Source organism: Tepidibacillus decaturensis, from assembly GCF_001561915.1.
Taxonomy (GTDB): Bacteria; Bacillota; Bacilli; order Tepidibacillales; family Tepidibacillaceae; genus Tepidibacillus_B; species Tepidibacillus_B infernus.
On record NZ_LSKU01000001.1, the window covers coordinates 639,930 to 657,354 of the forward strand.

The 17,425-nt window shown below is 36.9% G+C and carries 18 protein-coding genes, 1 other RNA gene and 1 other annotated feature; of the genes, 17 read left to right on the plus strand and 2 right to left on the minus strand.

What is annotated here, in order from left to right:
- The first annotated feature begins 107 nt into the window (after positions 1 to 107).
- From U473_RS03005 to U473_RS03040, 8 genes are all read left to right on the plus strand, one after another.
- On the plus strand, positions 108 to 2,228 hold the full coding sequence (locus U473_RS03005) for a RelA/SpoT family protein (RefSeq protein WP_407701941.1): 2,121 nt from the start codon (positions 108 to 110) through the stop codon (positions 2,226 to 2,228).
- Positions 2,229 to 2,255: 27 nt separating this feature from the next.
- Entirely contained in the window at positions 2,256 to 2,693 is a 438-nt protein-coding gene (gene dtd, locus U473_RS03010) for a D-aminoacyl-tRNA deacylase (protein WP_068723203.1), read from the plus strand.
- 102 nt (positions 2,694 to 2,795) lie between these two features.
- The gene (locus U473_RS14715; RefSeq protein ID WP_161937273.1) at positions 2,796 to 2,951 is read left to right on the plus strand and encodes a hypothetical protein; all 156 of its coding nucleotides are present in this window, start codon (positions 2,796 to 2,798) and stop codon (positions 2,949 to 2,951) included.
- Between the two features lie 25 nt (positions 2,952 to 2,976).
- Positions 2,977 to 4,476 carry a coproporphyrinogen III oxidase gene (locus U473_RS03015; RefSeq protein WP_068723205.1) on the plus strand — a complete coding sequence of 500 codons (1,500 nt, stop codon included), beginning with the start codon at positions 2,977 to 2,979 and terminating at the stop codon, positions 4,474 to 4,476.
- A 78-nt stretch (positions 4,477 to 4,554) separates the two neighbouring features.
- Positions 4,555 to 4,781, plus strand: a binding site (T-box leader).
- A 91-nt stretch (positions 4,782 to 4,872) separates the two neighbouring features.
- On the plus strand, positions 4,873 to 6,141 hold the full coding sequence (gene hisS / locus U473_RS03025; protein WP_068723209.1) for a histidine--tRNA ligase: 1,269 nt from the start codon (positions 4,873 to 4,875) through the stop codon (positions 6,139 to 6,141).
- A 12-nt stretch (positions 6,142 to 6,153) separates the two neighbouring features.
- The gene (aspS, locus tag U473_RS03030) at positions 6,154 to 7,929 is read left to right on the plus strand and encodes an aspartate--tRNA ligase (protein ID WP_068723213.1); all 1,776 of its coding nucleotides are present in this window, start codon (positions 6,154 to 6,156) and stop codon (positions 7,927 to 7,929) included.
- Between the two features lie 88 nt (positions 7,930 to 8,017).
- A non-coding RNA gene (gene ssrS / locus U473_RS03035) (6S RNA) lies at positions 8,018 to 8,197 on the plus strand.
- A gap of 141 nt (positions 8,198 to 8,338) precedes the next feature.
- Entirely contained in the window at positions 8,339 to 9,076 is a 738-nt protein-coding gene (locus U473_RS03040; RefSeq protein ID WP_068723215.1) for a tRNA threonylcarbamoyladenosine dehydratase, read from the plus strand.
- Positions 9,077 to 9,129: 53 nt separating this feature from the next.
- On the opposite strand, the gene U473_RS03045 is transcribed toward U473_RS03040, so the two are convergent.
- Positions 9,130 to 9,792 (minus strand): SdpI family protein, encoded by a 663-nt coding sequence (locus tag U473_RS03045; RefSeq protein WP_068723217.1) that lies wholly within the window; start codon positions 9,790 to 9,792, stop codon positions 9,130 to 9,132.
- Positions 9,793 to 9,797: 5 nt separating this feature from the next.
- Entirely contained in the window at positions 9,798 to 10,076 is a 279-nt protein-coding gene (locus U473_RS03050; RefSeq protein WP_068723219.1) for an autorepressor SdpR family transcription factor, read from the minus strand.
- 214 nt (positions 10,077 to 10,290) lie between these two features.
- On the opposite strand from U473_RS03050, the gene U473_RS03055 reads away from it, so the two are divergent.
- From U473_RS03055 to U473_RS03095, 9 genes are all read left to right on the plus strand, one after another.
- Positions 10,291 to 10,737: a 5' nucleotidase, NT5C type gene (locus U473_RS03055; RefSeq protein WP_068723225.1), complete on the plus strand. Its 447-nt coding sequence runs from the start codon at positions 10,291 to 10,293 to the stop codon at positions 10,735 to 10,737.
- A gap of 187 nt (positions 10,738 to 10,924) precedes the next feature.
- Entirely contained in the window at positions 10,925 to 11,971 is a 1,047-nt protein-coding gene (gene ltaE, locus U473_RS03060; protein WP_068723226.1) for a low-specificity L-threonine aldolase, read from the plus strand.
- Positions 11,972 to 11,980: 9 nt separating this feature from the next.
- Positions 11,981 to 13,276, plus strand: coding sequence for a replication-associated recombination protein A (locus U473_RS03065; protein WP_068723227.1), 1,296 nt, complete (start codon positions 11,981 to 11,983; stop codon positions 13,274 to 13,276).
- 65 nt (positions 13,277 to 13,341) lie between these two features.
- Positions 13,342 to 13,959: a YczE/YyaS/YitT family protein gene (locus U473_RS03070; RefSeq protein ID WP_068723228.1), complete on the plus strand. Its 618-nt coding sequence runs from the start codon at positions 13,342 to 13,344 to the stop codon at positions 13,957 to 13,959.
- Positions 13,956 to 15,095, plus strand: coding sequence for a cysteine desulfurase family protein (locus U473_RS03075; protein ID WP_068723230.1), 1,140 nt, complete (start codon positions 13,956 to 13,958; stop codon positions 15,093 to 15,095). Before U473_RS03070 ends, U473_RS03075 begins: the two co-directional genes overlap by 4 nt.
- Positions 15,096 to 15,139: 44 nt before the next feature.
- On the plus strand, positions 15,140 to 15,652 hold the full coding sequence (locus tag U473_RS03080) for a PRC-barrel domain-containing protein (RefSeq protein ID WP_068723232.1): 513 nt from the start codon (positions 15,140 to 15,142) through the stop codon (positions 15,650 to 15,652).
- A gap of 14 nt (positions 15,653 to 15,666) precedes the next feature.
- Positions 15,667 to 15,864 (plus strand): hypothetical protein, encoded by a 198-nt coding sequence (locus U473_RS03085; RefSeq protein ID WP_068723234.1) that lies wholly within the window; start codon positions 15,667 to 15,669, stop codon positions 15,862 to 15,864.
- A gap of 14 nt (positions 15,865 to 15,878) precedes the next feature.
- Positions 15,879 to 16,073 carry a hypothetical protein gene (locus U473_RS03090; RefSeq protein ID WP_068723236.1) on the plus strand — a complete coding sequence of 65 codons (195 nt, stop codon included), beginning with the start codon at positions 15,879 to 15,881 and terminating at the stop codon, positions 16,071 to 16,073.
- 258 nt (positions 16,074 to 16,331) lie between these two features.
- The gene (locus U473_RS03095) at positions 16,332 to 17,414 is read left to right on the plus strand and encodes an AI-2E family transporter (protein WP_235589056.1); all 1,083 of its coding nucleotides are present in this window, start codon (positions 16,332 to 16,334) and stop codon (positions 17,412 to 17,414) included.
- The last annotated feature ends 11 nt before the right edge of the window (positions 17,415 to 17,425 follow it).

Below are 17,425 nucleotides of genomic sequence, written 5' to 3' on the forward strand. Positions count from 1 at the left end.
TGGCCAGCCTCCTACCCGATTCGTCATTTAGTTGACCATAGAATAGGTGAATAGATATGGAATTAGAATTGGCAATAGAACAATTGGTTAAAAAAGCAAGTAAATATATGTCTGACAAAGATATTGATCTAATTAAAGATGCCTATTTCTTTGCCAAAAAAGCACATGAAGGTCAAACAAGGCGTTCAGGAGAACCTTATATTATTCATCCAACAAAGGTAGCTGAAATCTTAGTTGATCTTCAATTAGACATGGTAACGGTTATTTCTGGACTTCTTCATGATGTCGTAGAAGATACAGAGGTAACCTTAGAACAAATAACAGAAAGATTTGGCCAAGAAGTTGCAAGATTAGTAGATGGGGTTACTAAATTAGGACGTATTAAATACAAGTCAAAAGAAGAACAACAAGCTGAAAATCATCGAAAAATGTTTGTTGCAATGGCAAAGGATATTCGTGTCATATTGATTAAGTTAGCAGACAGGCTACACAATATGCGGACACTAAAACATCTTCCTGAAGAAAAGCAACGGCGCATTGCAGATGAAACATTAGAAATATTTGCACCTTTAGCTCATCGTTTAGGAATATCTACGATCAAATGGGAACTAGAAGATACCGCATTACGTTATCTAAACCCACAGCAATATTATCGGATTGTCCACCTGATGAAGAAAAAAAGAGCAGAGCGGGAAGATTATCTTAATAAAGTCATCGAATCCATTCAAAATAAAATGGAAGATGTGGGCATTGAAGCAGAAATCTCTGGAAGACCCAAACACATCTATAGCATTTACCGCAAAATGGTAAAACAAAATAAGCAATTTAATGAGATATATGATCTGTTAGCCGTACGCGTGATTGTCGAAAGTATTAAGGATTGTTATGCTGTTTTAGGGACGATTCATACGCTATGGAAACCAATGCCTGGCAGATTTAAAGACTATATTGCTATGCCTAAGGCAAACATGTATCAATCCCTGCACACCACTGTCATTGGACCAAAAGGGGAGCCTTTAGAGGTTCAAATTCGTACCTATGAAATGCATCACACTGCTGAATTTGGTATTGCTGCCCATTGGGCTTACAAAGAGGGGAAAATACATTCTGAGCATTCTTTTGAGGACAAGCTTTCTTGGTTTAGAGAAATTCTTGAGTACCAGAATGATTACCGGGATGCAAGAGAATTCATGGAGTCCCTAAAGATGGACTTATTCTCTGATGTGGTCTTTGTTTTTACCCCTAAGGGAGATGTGATAGAATTACCTCAAGGTTCAGTACCTTTAGACTTTGCTTATCGCATCCATACTGAAGTTGGAAATCGTTGTATCGGTGCAAAGGTGAATGGAAAGATTGTACCACTTGATCATCAATTAAAAACAGGTGACATTGTAGAAATCCTCACCTCCAAACATAGCTATGGGCCAAGTCAGGATTGGCTAAAGATTGCCCAGTCTTCTCATGCAAGAAGTAAGATAAAGCAATGGTTTAAGAAAGAGAAACGGGAAGAAAATGTAATAAAAGGTCGAGAAAATATCGAGAGGGAATTAAGAAGACAAGGTTATGACCCGATTCAATACATGACTTCTGATTTACTAAAGGAGATAGCAGCAAAATTTAACTTTAATGACGAAGAAGACATGATGTCGGCCATTGGTTATGGTGGGATTACAGCAGCCCAAATCGTAACTCGTTTAACAGACAAGGGTAAAAAATTAAGTGATGAAGATACGATTAAAAATTTTGATTTACGTCAGCCCACAAATACTGTTAAGAAAAAAATGGCTGCAGGGGTTAAAGTTAAAGGGATCGATAATCTCCTCATACGTTTTTCCCGCTGTTGTAACCCTGTACCAGGTGATGAAATTGTAGGTTTTATTACTAGAGGACGAGGAGTTTCCATCCATCGTAAAGATTGTCCAAATATCCAAATCCCTGAAGATAAAGAACGATTAATAGAGGTCGAATGGGATAATGTTCAAGAACATTCTTATAATGTAGATATTGAAGTGATTGGAATGGATCGTCGAGGCTTGCTCAATGAAGTCTTACAAGCAGTTTCTGAAACAAAAACGAATATGACAGCAGTTACTGGCAAATCAGACAAAAATAAGATGGCTTCTATTTTAATGACCATCTTAATTCATAATACAGAACATTTACATTCTGTGGTAGAGCGGATAAAAAGGGTTAAGGACGTTTATACCGTTCGTAGAATTATGCAATAGCAAACATGCTAGAAGGAGAGTCTTGCTTTGAGAATTGTGGTTCAACGGGCAAAAAAAGCCAAGGTTATCGTAAATCATCAGGTAGTAGGCGCCATTGATTATGGTTTAATGATCTTAGTAGGCGTTACTCATGATGATGGAGAAGAAGATCTTCAATTTATGGCAGATAAAATCGTGAATTTACGTATTTTTGAAGATGAAGAAGGGAAAATGAACTTATCTCTTCTTGATATCAAAGGAAGTGTTTTATCTGTCTCCCAATTTACTTTATATGGAGATGCTAGAAAGGGGCGTCGCCCCAACTTTATGAATGCAGCAAAGCCTGAAATAGCTAGAAAAGTTTACGAACGATTAAATGAACTGATTCGTGAAAAAGGCGTTCATGTTGAAACAGGTGTATTTGGTGAGATGATGGATGTAGAGTTTACGAATGATGGGCCAGTGACCATCCTCTTAGAGACCTAAATATGATCAGGTAGGTAGTGTCCCTTAACTTTTTCTATTCTTAGGATTGAATGAAGAAAACTTTGGAGAAACTAAGGATAGAAGATGAGTGGAGGGATTTTCTTGCATCAATCAAAGAAAGAAGTATTAGCAAGACAATGGAACCAGAAGGTTTCTTTAGATTTGTGTGATCAAATTGAAATCGACGAAGCCAAGATGAATGAAATGACTAGAGATATTGGAAAGGATACATCTTCTCGTTTGCACCGTCATTCATGATTAAAAGGTGGGAGAGGCTAGATACATGAAGATCATATGGCAACAAAAAGATCATCCATTTAAAAGAGAGATTGAAATGATTTTTGATTTATTTAAAACGGAAACTGATCAACTCCTCTTTGAAGAAAAGGCTGAGGAAGAAGCTTATCTGGTCAATATAGATGAACAATATGGTAAAGATTTTGTCTTAGTAAAGGGTGAAGTGATAAAAAATCAACAAGCCACATCCTATACCTATGAACGAAGCGTTTCTATGAATCTAACAGAAGAAGAAAAGCGAAAGGTCGCAAAACAAGCGGTAAAGCATCTTTGGCTTAAAATCTTAGAAGATATCACAGGTGAAAAACAAGATTGGGGAATTCTTACAGGGATAAGACCAACTAAGCTTTACCATCAATTGCTGCAAGAGATGACAATGGACCAAGTGGATCAATTTCTGGAGAAGGAATATTTATTAAGGCCAAACAAAATCGCTTTGTTAAGAGAGATTGTTCAAAGACAATTGAAAGTAATCCCTGACCTATACGAGATTAATCAGGAAGTCAGCCTTTATATAGGTATCCCGTTTTGCCCAACAAAATGTGCTTACTGTACATTTCCTGCTTATTCAATTAAAGGGAGGAATGGAACCGTTGATGGTTTCCTAAAAGGCTTACATTTAGAGATTGAAAAAATAGGGAAATGGTTAAAAGAATCAAGTCGTAAGGTGACAACCATTTACTTTGGAGGAGGAACACCTACAAGTATAGAAGCCGAACAATTAGATCAAATCTTTGCGCAATTAAATCAATGGATTGATTTAGCAGATCTTCGTGAAATTACTGTTGAGGCAGGTAGACCTGATACGATTACCCTTGATAAAATCAACGTGTTAAACAAATGGAAGGTAGACCGGATTAGTATTAATCCGCAAACATTTACGCAAGAAACATTAGACCTCATTGGCCGCCATCATACAGTAGAAGAAACGATTGAAAAGTTTCACTTAGCAAGAAAAATGAAGATTGACAATATCAATATGGATTTAATTATTGGTTTACCTGGGGAAAGAACGGAACAACTTCAGTACTCACTTGATCAACTAACAAATTTACAACCGGAATCGATTACTGTTCACACCATGGCTTTTAAAAGAGCTTCTTATTTGACAAAGAATAAAGCAGAATATGATATCATTGATAAAGATGAAATTAGAAAAATGATGGATCTAGCTAGCCGATGGGCAAGAGAACATCATTATCATCCCTATTATTTGTACCGTCAAAAAAATATGCTAGGTAATTTAGAAAACGTAGGATATGCTTTAGAAAACAGAGAAAGCATTTATAACATTCTTATTATGGAAGAAAAACAAACGATTATTGGTTTAGGGTGTGGAGCGGTAAGCAAATTGATACCGCCAAATTCAAATATAGTCATACGGTTCCCAAATCCGAAAGAACCAAAAGTTTATATTGAAACGATTGAAACGCAAATTGACTTAAAGATAGAGAAACTAAATGAAATTTTTCAAGTGGTAGCTTGACATTCCTTATTTAGCAAAGTATGATAAAGATCGATAATAATACATGATGATTATATAGCATGTGACATATGATTTAATAAGGATCCTGTGAAGGGAAGAGTAGTTAGGAAACGGATAGCCAGAGAGGGGATGAATAGGCTGAGATCATCTCTCTATTACGACCTAAGGAAAGACATCCTAGAGGACTCTTGGTGAAAATGTTTGGAAGTAACCAAGTAGCGTTTACCAACGTTAATGGGAATGAAGTGGGATTTTATCCAAAAAGGGTGGTACCACGGGTGATCTTCGTATCTCTCGTCCCTGATGAAAGAAAAACATCAGGAGAGGGATTTTTTTATTGGTTTCAATCTTTTCATTCAGGAAAATATAAACAAGAATTTTGTAAGGAGGAGCGTTATGAAGTTTCATGTTCCAAGAGGTACAGCTGATGTTTTACCTGGAGAAACAGAATTGTGGACATATGTCGAACAAAAATCAAAAGATATTTACAAGCGCTACAATTATAAGGAGATTAAGACTCCCATCTTTGAGCATACTGAGTTATTTCAACGTGGTGTTGGTGAGACAACAGATATTGTTGAAAAAGAGATGTATACTTTTAAAGATCGAGGGGATCGTAGTTTAACCTTACGCCCAGAAGGAACAGCTTCTGTTGTTCGTTCCTTTGTGGAAAACAAACTTTTTGCAAATCCAGATCCTACTAAACTTTACTATATTGGGCCGATGTTTCGCTATGAAAGGCCTCAGTCAGGAAGAACACGTCAATTTACACAAATCGGTGTTGAGGTATTAGGAAGTAGTGATCCAAGTATTGATGCAGAAGTGATTTCGATGGCGATGCGTCAGTTTGAAGAAATGGGGCTTAATGAACTTCGCTTAGAAATCAATAGTGTAGGTTGTTCAGTCTGTCGTCCAGTCTATAGAGAAAAGCTTGTGAACCATTTACATGGAGTTGAAGATCATTTATGTAAAGATTGTCAGTCGAGAATCGACCGCAACCCAATGAGGGTGTTAGATTGCAAAAATGAAACCTGTAAAGCAGTCACAGAAGATGCACCGACGATCGATCAGTATTTATGTGAAGATTGTAGAATTCATCATCATAAAGTGAAAGAATACTTAGATCAGATGGGAATCCAATATGTGGAGAATCCAAGATTAGTACGTGGTTTAGATTACTACACACAAACGGCTTTTGAAATCATGTCAGAAGGTATTGGAGCTGTAGGAACCCTGTGTGGAGGTGGCCGTTACAATAGGCTTGTAGCTGAAATTGGCGGTGATGATGTTCCCGGTATTGGTTATGCCTTTTCCATGGAGAGAATCACCCTGGCATTGAAATCAAAAGAAGTGGCATTAGATCTTGATCAAGGAATCGATGTTTATCTTGTCACTCTAGGGGAAAATGTACAAGCTGTTAGCATGAAGATTTTAGATGAATTACGTGAAAAAGGAATCTCTGCAGAAAAAGACTATCTGAATCGAAAAATGAAAGCTCAAATGAAAGCTGCTGATCGACTACAAGCAAAATTAGTCTTGATTTTGGGGGATGATGAGTTAAATCAAAATAAAATTGTTGTCCGCAATATGAAAACAGGGGATCAAGAGGAAGTATCTTTATCAACGATTGTTGAGATAGTTAAAAGTAAACTTAAAGAGGAATAGGAGGAAAGAAAGATGTTACTACAAAGAACTCATCAGTGTGGAACACTTAATACAGAACATATAGGTGAAGAAGTTGTATTAAGTGGTTGGGTTCAAAAAAGGCGTGACCTTGGGGGACTCATTTTTATCGATTTAAGGGATCGAAGTGGAATTGTTCAATTGATCTTCAATCCAGAAGCTTCAAAAGATGCTCATGAGATTGCGGATAAAGCAAGAAACGAATATGTTATTGCTGTAAAAGGGATGGTTGTTAAAAGGGATGAAGCAACGATTAACCCAAATATAGCGACAGGAGAAATAGAAATTGATGTAAAAGAGATCCAAATCATCAATGAAGCAAAGAATCCACCCTTTTTCATTCAAGATCATATAGATATTGATGAGACTTTGCGTCTAAAATATCGTTACCTTGATTTAAGGCGAAATGAAATGCAAAAAACACTGATATTGCGCCATCAAGCTATGATCTTTATTCGTAATTTTTTGGATAAACATGGCTTTCTAGATATTGAGACACCGATGCTTACCAAGAGTACACCAGAGGGTGCAAGAGACTATCTTGTTGCCAGTCGAAAACATCCAGGTCATTTTTTTGCCTTGCCCCAATCCCCACAGTTATATAAGCAACTTTTAATGGTGTCTGGTTTTGAACGATACTATCAAATTACACGTTGCTTTAGAGATGAGGATTTGCGTGCAGACCGACAACCTGAATTTACACAAGTGGATATTGAGATGTCCTTTATGCCGTTACAAGAATTTCAAGATCTTATGGAAGAAATGATGGTTGGCTTATTCCAAGAAACCATCGGCTACAAAGTTGAGCGTCCTTTTTTACGCATGACTTACCAGGAAGCCATGGATCGATATGGTTCAGATAAGCCAGATATTCGCTTTGGTTTAGAATTAAAAGACTTATCTGAGGTCTTAAAAGATAGTGAGTTTAAAGTGTTCAAAAATACGATTGAAAACGGGGGGCAAATTAAAGCGATCAATGCAAAGGGTTGTGCCCATTATAGTAGAAAAGAGATTGATCAATTAACAGAATTTGTTACTCGTTTTGGTGCTAAGGGTCTTGCTTGGCTTGCTTTTAAAGAAGGTGAGGTCAAAGGCTCGATTGCTAAATTTGTGACAGAAGAAGAATTAAAACAAATGAAAGCCATCCTTGAAGTAGAAAATGGCGACTTACTACTCTTTGTTGCCGATCAAAAGAAAGTGGTGGCGGATGCATTAGGAAATCTGCGTCTTAAATTAGGTAAAGATTTAAACTTAATACCTCATGATGTTTATCAATTTTTATGGGTGACTGAATTTCCTCTACTTGCTTATGATGACGAAGAGGGAAGATACGTAGCAGAACATCATCCATTTACCATGCCAAAAAACGAAGACATTCCATTGTTAGATTCAGACCCAGCTAAGGTGAGAGCTCAAGCTTATGATATGGTGTTGAATGGGTACGAATTAGGTGGAGGAAGTATGAGGATTTATAAAAAGGAGATCCAAGAGAAGATGTTTCAGACTTTAGGATTCTCCAAAGAAGAGACTTGGGAAAAATTTGGCTTTTTATTGGAAGCTTTTGAATATGGAACTCCACCCCATGGAGGAATTGCCTTTGGGTTAGACCGAATCATTATGCTTCTAGCCAAACGAAGCAATCTGAGAGATACCATTGCCTTTCCAAAGACAGCTGGAGCCAATTGCTTATTAACAGGTGCCCCAACTCTAGTTGATAGAAAACAGCTAAATGAGCTTCATTTGCAGATTGAAAAAGATGGCCAAGAATAGACAAGTTAGATTGGTAAAGATTTTGTAACAAAGCCCACTTGATTTTCGGCTTATCCATATGGTAACATAAAATTACAAGTTAACAATAAGAGCCCTAAGTTGTACGTGAAGTACCGACAGTTTTGAGCCAACACCTTTTTTACGGGAGTTCGGGTTCTTTGGTGGATAAGAAGCCATGATTTATCTTGGACCTATGAAATCAAAGACAGGACACCCACCTGCGAGAGCAGGTTCAAAACCTAGGAAACACGGCATACCCGGGGCTCTTTTTTTGCTTTTTCTTCAAAAAAAGGCATGGATGACGGAGCTTGTTGTAATATACATTTCATCTGAATTTACATAGTATCAAATTGATAAATTAAATGAAAAAGATTGATGAGTATAACGAATTTGAGAAAGGAAATCGTTCATGTTACATGCGTTTTCAAGGTTAGAATTAGCAATTGGATCAGAAAATCTTCAAATTCTGAAAAATAGTACTGTGGTCGTATTAGGAGTTGGTGGGGTAGGTTCTTATGCTGCAGAGGCATTAGCTCGCTCAGCTATTGGAAAAATTATTCTAGTTGATAAGGATGTTGTCGATATCACCAATATCAATCGACAAATCCATGCTTTAACTTCCACTGTAGGAATGTCAAAGGTAGAGCTGATGGTAACAAGAATCAAAGAGATCAACCCTGACTGTGAAGTGATTCCTTTACATATGTTTTACAATGAAGAAACTTCAGAGGAGATTTTTTCTCATCAGCCTGATTACATCGTTGATGCGATTGATACGATGACATGTAAGATCCAAGTTATTCTTGAAAGTAAAAAAAGAAATGTCCCTATTATTTCCTCCATGGGTGCTGCCAATAAAATGGATCCTACCCAGTTTGTCGTTACAGATATCTCCAAAACACATACAGATCCAGTTGCTAGAGTAATTCGACAACAGCTAAAAAAACATGGAATTCACAAAGGAGTACAAGTGGTTTTTTCTCCAGAAAAACCAATCGCACTTCAAGAAGATCTTTATCAAGTGGTCGGCAAAAAAACAAGTGAAATTCGCAAAGAAAAAAGACCTCCAGCCAGCAACGCATTTGTTCCACCAGTTGCGGGTATGATTTTAGCTAGTGTGGTTGTGCGTGAACTTATTCAATCATAAAAATAAAGGAATTAAGCGATTTTTGCTTAATTTCTTTATTTTGGTTTTTTCATTTATTTCCCCTTTATTTCCTTTTGATATTGTAGGTATGAATATAAAGTGATTACCCCTACTGAGATGAGAAGGGAGCCAATTAAAAGGATAAAAGCAATCATACCTTGGAAAAGGCTACCGATGATACCTAATATCCCTGTGATCACAAATAACTTTCCTGCCAGACGATGAGTTTTGTACCAGACCTCTTTACTACATAATGTCCAAGGTGTACGTATACCGATAAAATAATTGTCCTTAATCTTTCCGGAATAGTTGCCAATAATAATAAATAACACAGAAACAAGAAATGGAACGATAAAACCAACTCGTAGATAATTAGGGATCTGGTCTGCTCCTTTGATTGCATATAACAAGGTTAAGAGATAGATCAGAGCAAGGAACAAATGAATACTCCATCGGAAAACAATGTAAACCCCAGCAAATTTAGCATAACTCTCTTTTCTTGGATCAATTTTCGGTGTGACGAAAAACAAGAAAAATAAAAACAAATTCAAACCAGGGAAAAGCAATATCGCCTGCCATTTTTCACCATAGGAATCGACTTCTCCTTGTATATTCCAATGGGTTGGGATTTGATCTGGAAGTTGAGGAGAAAGAATAAGACCAATGGCAAACGTAGACAAAATAATGGCTAATAAAAACCAATCTGATTTTTTCATGATTTTCACTCCTTGATTTTTTGATCGGTTAAATCGATCATCCAGCTCATAATATCTTGAAAAACAGTCGTATTCAGCTGATAAAGAATAAATTGCCCCTGTTTTTCATCCTGAATCATATCTGCTTGTTTCAGGATATTTAAATGATGGGAGATGCTTGGCTTTGTCATTGCAAATTGATCGGCGATTTCTCCAGCCGTTAATGGCTTTTCTTTTAATAATTGAATAATCTTTCTTCTCGTCGGATCTGATAAGGCCTTAAATGTATGATTAAATGATGACATGAATACACACCTGCCTTTCCACTATTATTCTTGGGGCAAATCAAGGTTAGTTTAATGTTTAGATAAATTTCTAAATATCTAATTAAAGTATACCCTATCTTTTAAAAAATAAAAAGCCCAAAAAAATGTGCAGAAAAATGTAGATTTCATTTATGAATGATTTAAAGAAGTGATATAGTAAATAAAGTAAAGAGATTATGTCGGAGGGAATTGTATGAGACTTGGTATTGATATAGACGGAACGATTAAACAAACACAAAGAACAGCGATTCAATTGTATAATGAAGTATTGAATCGCGATGTAAAAGAAGATGAAGTCACAACCTTTTATTTAGATGAACCGTATGGATTATCTGAAGAAGAAGGGAGAAGAATTTGGCGCAAACTTGAAGCCAAAATTTACACAGTTGGAATCCCACTTGAACATGCACCTGAAGCATTACAACAATTAAAGAGAGAAGGAAATTTGATTTATTTTATCACTGCAAGGCCTGATACGGATCGGATTAGAAAGATTACAATCGAGTGGCTAAAAAAACATAATTTTCCATATAATGGAGAAAATCTTTTTATGAATGCACATGATAAAGGAACCGTTGCTAATCAATTAGGAATTGATCTTTTTTTGAGGATGACCCTGAGCATATCAATAACCTTTTAGCAAAAAAGATACACACCATCATCATGGATGCCAAGTATAATCAGGATTATCCTGTTGATATTCCGAGAATTAAAAACTGGCAGGAAGGAATTGAATATATTCACCAATTTGAAAAAGCGCTATAAACAGAAGCCACATGGTGATATGATATTTTTTAAAAGAATTAATTCTGGGAGAGTGAGACAAGATGATCGATTTACGAAGTGATACTGTAACAAAACCTACTCAAGAAATGCGTGAGGCAATGTATCATGCAGAAGTAGGTGACGATGTATATGGCGAAGACCCAACCGTTACAAAACTGGAAACTCTTGCTGCTGAAATGCTGGGGAAAGAGTCAGCCTTATTTGTAACAAGTGGTACACAAGGGAATCAAATTGCTGTCTTAACTCATGGCAAGCCAGGGGATGAAATCATTCTAGAAGCTGATTCACATATTTTTTATTATGAAGCTGGAGCAGTAGCTGCCCTTGCTGGGGTACAAACAAGAACGATTCAAGGTGAAAGAGGAAGAATGCCGCTTGATAAAATTCGGGAAGCGATTCGTGAAGAAGGAGATATTCATCTTCCGCAAACGGCAATGATTGGCTTAGAAAATACACATAATCGTGCAGGAGGAGTCGTTATTCCACCTGATTATATGAAAGCAGTTTACCAGTTGGCACAAGAAAAGGGCATACCTGTTCATTTAGATGGAGCTCGTTTATTTAACGCAGCGATAGCATTAGATGTAGGTGTCAAAGAATTTACCAAATATGTAGACACTGTTCAAGTCTGTTTATCTAAAGGGTTAAGTGCACCAATGGGTTCTATTTTAGCCGGGCCAAAAGAATGGATAGAACGGGCTAGAAAATGGCGCAAACGTCTTGGTGGAGGAATGAGACAGTCTGGTTTAATGGCTGCACCTGGAATTGTTGCTTTAACCAAGATGGTTGATCGACTCGCAGAAGATCATCATCGTGCAAAAGATTTGGCAAAAGGGATTAATGAAATTGAAGGAATTCAGATTGACCTTGAACATGTTGAAACTAATATTGTTTTAATCAATATAAAACAGTTGGGCATTACAGCCGTTCAGTTTTTAAATGAATTAAAGGAATTTGGTATCCTTGGAAGTGCATTTGGAGAATATTTAATCCGTTTAACCACTCATCGCGAAATTCAAGATGAGGATATTACACAGACTGTAAATATTTTTACGAAAGTGGTACAACAATTAAGGAAACGAGGATAGTGCTGATTCATGTATGATTTATTTTCTTCAACAACGAACCAATTTTCTCCGCTTGCTGATCGTTTACGTCCTAGAAATCTAGATGAATATATTGGTCAAAAGCATATTGTTGGTAAGGGAAAACTTCTTCGTCGTGCGATTGAAGCAGATAGGATTTCATCGATCATCCTATATGGCCCTCCGGGTACAGGAAAAACTAGTCTTGCTTATGTGATTAGTCAAGTGACACAGAGTGAATTTGTTCGCCTTAATGCTGTAAGTGCAGGGGTCAAAGAGGTGAGAGAAGTAATCGAAAAAGCTTCTGAACAAGTTAGACTTTACGGAAGAAAAACGATACTTTTTTTAGATGAGATTCATCGTTTTAACAAAGCACAACAAGATGCCCTTCTTCCTTCTGTTGAAAAGGGCGATCTGATTTTAATTGGGGCAACGACTGAAAATCCCTTCTTTGAGGTAAATTCAGCCCTATTATCTAGAAGTCAATTATTTCGACTAGAACCTTTAATAGAAGATGAAATGAAAGAAGCCTTAGAAATGGCTTTAACAGATAAAGAACGCGGACTAGGTAATGAGCCAGTTGAGATGGAAGATGAAGCTTTGCAACACATCATCTATACGGCAAACGGAGATTTAAGGAAGGCTCTAAATGCTCTTGAATTAGCGGTAACCACGTCCCCTCCAGATGCGGATGGAAAAATTAGAGTAACTTTGGCTATTGCTGAAGAGTCCATTCAACAACCTGCGATTCGTTATGATACAGGGGATGCACGCTATGATATGATGAGTGCCATGATTAAATCAATTCGGGGTAGTGCAACAGATGCAGCTCTATATTGGATGGCTAGAATGCTGGAAGCAGGTGAGGATCCCAAACTGATTGTCCGAAGACTCATTGTCCATGCGTCAGAAGATATCGGCATGGCAAATCCTAATGCGTTAGAACAAGCTATTGCGACCCTACATGCCCTTCAAGCTGTTGGATTGCCTGAAGCGAGAATAAACATAGCTCAATGTGTGATTTACTTATCAGAAAGTCCTAAATCAAATTCGGTGATTCAAGCTATAGATTCAGCTCTTTCCGATGTGAGAAAGGGAATGCTAGGTCAGGTTCCATCTCATTTAAGGGATGCTCATTACAAAGGAGCAAAACAGCTAGGTCATGGCATAGGATATAAATATCCTCATAATTATCCCAATCATTTTGTAGAACAACAATATTTGCCAAATGGAATGTCTGAAACACAGTATTACTTTCCAAGTGATCAAGGGATGGAAGCAAAATTGCAACAAAGGAAAAGAAAGTAACAATAATATTTAATAAGTGAATTGTAAATTGTAGAGAGAGAATGTGTTGGTTGAGGAGAGGTAAAATGAGCAAACATGAATGGTTCATACGTATGATTATATTTTTTATGGGGATCATTGTGATGAGTTTAGGCATCTCATTGATTATTGAAGCCAATTTAGGGGTTTCTGCTTGGGACGTTCTCCATATTGGATTATATAAAACACTTGGTTTAACAGTTGGTACATGGTCACAAATTGTGGGAATCGTCGTGATTGCAGTAAGTTATTTGATGGATAAAAAAATACTTGGGATTGGTACCGTTCTTAATATGGTTTTTGTTGGCTGGTTTCTTGATCTCTTTTTGTATCTGTTACCAACCATGAAAATGATCATTCCTCAAATAACGTTTCTATTTCTTGGTATTATTTTTATGGGCATGGGATCTGGTATGTACATTACTTCAAAATTGGGGCCAGGCCCTAGAGATGGTTTGATGCTTGTTTTATCTGAACGTTTTCATTGGGGTATAGGTAAAATAAAAACGATGATGGAAATGATTGCACTCCTCATCGGTTGGGTTTTGGGTGGTCCTGTCTTTATTGGGACTGTAATTGCTTCTGTCATGATAGGACCTGTCATGCAATTTTTTATCCATTTATTTAATGTGAGGATTAATAAAGAAAGGGAGAAATTAGTATGAACGATATTTATTTGGATCATGGAGCAACCACACCTGTTCATCCAAAGGTCTTTGAAAAAATGACTCCTTTTTTACAGGAGCGTTTTGGCAATCCATCAAGCCTCCATTCCAAAGGTAAAATTGCAAAGATACCCATAGAAGATGCAAGAGTTTACGTAGCAAAAGCATTACATACGCATCCGACAAGAATTGTGTTTACCAGTGGGGGGACTGAAAGCGATTATACGGCTATCGTAGGAGCTGCATTAGCTCAACGCGAGAAGGGAAAACACATTATCATCTCGGAAATTGAACATTCAGCTGTCTTTGAAGCAGTCGATTTTTTAAAGCAGTTTGATTTTGAAATCACCTATTTGCCTGTCAATTCACAAGGAATAGTCGAAATAGATCAATTGAAACAAGCGATCCGAAACGACACCATTTTAATTAGTGTAATGTATGTGAATAATGAACTTGGAACGATTCAGCCAATTCAACAAATTGGAGATATTGCCCGAGAAAAGGGGATTCTTTTTCATACGGATGCGGTACAAGCCTTTCCTGTGATGGATATAGATGTTTCTACATTGCCTGTCGATTTATTAACGGTTTCCTCCCACAAAATTAATGGTCCTAAAGGAGTAGGTGCTTTATATATTCATAAAGATGTGAAAATAAGACCTTTAATTGGGGGCAATCAGGAAAGGAATAGAAGAGGTGGTACGGAGAATGTACCAGGAATTGTTGGGTTTGGAGAGGCAGCAAAAATTCTTACTGAGACAAGAGAAGAAAAATGGCAAAAAGCGCAACAATTTAAAAATCGAATGATTAAAATATGGAAGGAAAAGTTAGGGGAAGAGGAGTTTTTTATCAATGGGGACCTTCATGGTGTTCCTAGTATTCTTAATATAAGTTTTCCATCCGTTGATACGCAAACGATGATTGTAAGTCTAGATATGAAAAAGATCGCAATATCAGGTGGATCAGCTTGTGCAGCAGGTTCCATTGATGTAACCCGTGTTATTAAGGCATTGCATCTTCCTGATCCTATCGCTAAGTCTGCCATTCGAATTAGTTTTGGTTATGGAAATACCCTTGAAGATATAGAAAGAGCTGCCAAAGAAATTGTTAACATCGTAAATCGAAAACGTAAATAAGCGTATACTAACTATATCCCTTATATAAGGGAGGGAAGGTTAATTTGCGGAAAACAGAAGATGTTATAGGTCTACCTGTTATTGATCTTAGTTCTGGCAAAAAAATTGGCGTTACAAAAGACGTGTATTTTGATGAAAATGGAGAACTTAAAGGAATTGCAGTTGAGTCCGATGGCCTATTTGGAAAAAGGCAATATTTAGCATTTGAACACATTGGTGCCATTGGGGATGATGCAATTACGGTAGGCACAAAACGCTTTCTAACTTCCTTAGATCTGATTGAACAGTACTTCGGGATCTATTCTGGGAAAAAACGTTATAAAGGATTACCTGTTTTTACGACGAATGGTCATGAATTAGGACAAATTCAAGATGTTTATTTTATGGAAGAAATGGGGAAAATATTAGGGTATGAATTATCTGATGGATTCCTTACCGATGTAACAGAGGGTCGAAAAGTTATTCAATACCCAAAAAGAATGGTGCTTGGAGAAGATGCAATGATTGTACCCCAAGATGAAGTTCAAGACGTTATTATGGATGAGGAATCAATTTAAGGGGGAAGTTTATTTTGTTAACCTGTCCTAATTGCCATCGTCGTAATATAGGGAAGATCGCAAATAACCAGTATTATTGCTGGGATTGTTTTATTGAATTAGCTGTTGAAGGAGACCGTCTTACCACCTATCAGGTAGAAGAGGATGGCAGCCTAAGTTCTCTAGATGATTTATTCACGGAAGATGAGTTAAGAATCCAAGAATCACTCTAAAGGAGGTTGAATCTATGGGTCGCTTAGCACAAATCATGATTATAGGTGGACTCGTTGCGGCAGTAACAAGGATGATGCGGCGTTCATCTAAAACAGAGCGTATGATGAATCAAGCAATGAATATGATGATTAATATGATGGGTAGACTAGGTTTATTCCGTTTGATTGGCACATCGAGAATGTTTCGCAGAATGGTTAGAACCAGATAAAGTGGTGATATTAGAACGAAGTTTGCATAGCAAACTTCGTTCTTTTATCTAAAGAAAGTTCTACTTTCATCCGCTATTTATTGGGGTTTGTATATTCCATAAGCAGCGACCTTTAGAAGTGCCCTTCTCTCCGTATCTTTATTCATAGAAGGGCACGGATGACGGAGCGTGATGGAATATACAAACCTTTTTTTATGCGTAAAAACAGATAAAACAACATATACTTGTCTATAGAAAGGGACAGAAAGGGGGAAAAGAATGGACAAACAAATGGAAAATTGGCCTCACAAAAAATTATTCTTTTTTCTCACACTAACGATACTTTTCCTTTTAGCTATTCTTTTACTTGTAAAACTAAGTCCTGTAATTGCTGCAATTTTCTTTTTCTTAAGTCATCTTTTATTGCCCTTTTTTATTTCAGTCATCATCTCTTATTTATTACATCCAATCGTTACCAAATTGCATCAAAGAGGTGTACCAAGATCGATTGCAGTATTATTGATCTATATTGTGTTTTTTGGGTCTTTGGCCATCATTCTTTTTCATGCCTTTCCTTTGATGATTACACAAATGAAAGAACTGAGTGAGTATCTTCCTAACATGGTTAGCAAGCTGGAAGGTTGGCTTGAAAATATTAGACATAATCATGAGTATCCAATTCCCGATTCATTTCAAGATGGAATCGATTCAACACTTGAAAATCTTGAAAAGAAAATCTCGACAGGTTTTACCAATGTTACGGATTGGATAAGTAATACAATAGGCGTTCTTTTTACGATTTTTTTGGTACCGTTTGTTACTTTCTATATCTTAAAAGATTTTAAGTTGATTGAAAAAACGGTAATTACTTTTGTACCCAAAAAACGAAGAAAAGAAATGATTCGTTTAGTTAAAGATATTGATGAGGCATTAGGAAATTATATTCGAGGTCAATTATTAGTGGCTTCAATTGTAGGGATTATGGCTTATATTGGTTATATGATCATTGGCTTACCCTATTCCCTATTCCTTGCTTTTATTGTGGCGATCACCGATATTATCCCTTACCTTGGACCTTTTTTGGGTGCTGCTCCAGCGATTATAGTGGGATTAAGTATCTCTTGGAAAATGGGATTGACCGTCTTAGCAGTCAATCTGATGGTTCAGGCCCTTGAAAGTAATGTATTTGCTCCACAAATAGTTGGAAAATCTTTACATATTCATCCACTCTTTATTATTCTTTCCTTATTAGTGGGAGGAGAAATAGGAGGGATTGCAGGACTGATTTTAGCTGTTCCTATTTTTGCAATATTGAAGGTGATTTTTCAACATATTGGGCTATACTATTCTTCAAGACATTAGTTGACTTTCTT

Bases quoted from the DNA above. Each gene is read 5' to 3' on its own strand.
- U473_RS03005 (WP_407701941.1), top strand. From the start codon at position 108: ATGTCTGACAAAGATATTGATCTAATTAAAGATGCCTATTTCTTTGCC.
- U473_RS03015 (WP_068723205.1), top strand. From the start codon at position 2,977: ATGAAGATCATATGGCAACAAAAAGATCATCCATTTAAAAGAGAGATT.
- hisS (WP_068723209.1), top strand. From the start codon at position 4,873: ATGAAGTTTCATGTTCCAAGAGGTACAGCTGATGTTTTACCTGGAGAA.
- aspS (WP_068723213.1), top strand. From the start codon at position 6,154: ATGTTACTACAAAGAACTCATCAGTGTGGAACACTTAATACAGAACAT.
- U473_RS03040 (WP_068723215.1), top strand. From the start codon at position 8,339: ATGTTACATGCGTTTTCAAGGTTAGAATTAGCAATTGGATCAGAAAAT.
- U473_RS03045 (WP_068723217.1), bottom strand. From the start codon at position 9,792: ATGAAAAAATCAGATTGGTTTTTATTAGCCATTATTTTGTCTACGTTT.
- U473_RS03050 (WP_068723219.1), bottom strand. From the start codon at position 10,076: ATGTCATCATTTAATCATACATTTAAGGCCTTATCAGATCCGACGAGA.
- U473_RS03055 (WP_068723225.1), top strand. From the start codon at position 10,291: ATGAGACTTGGTATTGATATAGACGGAACGATTAAACAAACACAAAGA.
- ltaE (WP_068723226.1), top strand. From the start codon at position 10,925: ATGATCGATTTACGAAGTGATACTGTAACAAAACCTACTCAAGAAATG.
- U473_RS03065 (WP_068723227.1), top strand. From the start codon at position 11,981: ATGTATGATTTATTTTCTTCAACAACGAACCAATTTTCTCCGCTTGCT.
- U473_RS03070 (WP_068723228.1), top strand. From the start codon at position 13,342: ATGAGCAAACATGAATGGTTCATACGTATGATTATATTTTTTATGGGG.
- U473_RS03075 (WP_068723230.1), top strand. From the start codon at position 13,956: ATGAACGATATTTATTTGGATCATGGAGCAACCACACCTGTTCATCCA.
- U473_RS03090 (WP_068723236.1), top strand. From the start codon at position 15,879: ATGGGTCGCTTAGCACAAATCATGATTATAGGTGGACTCGTTGCGGCA.
- U473_RS03095 (WP_235589056.1), top strand. From the start codon at position 16,332: ATGGACAAACAAATGGAAAATTGGCCTCACAAAAAATTATTCTTTTTT.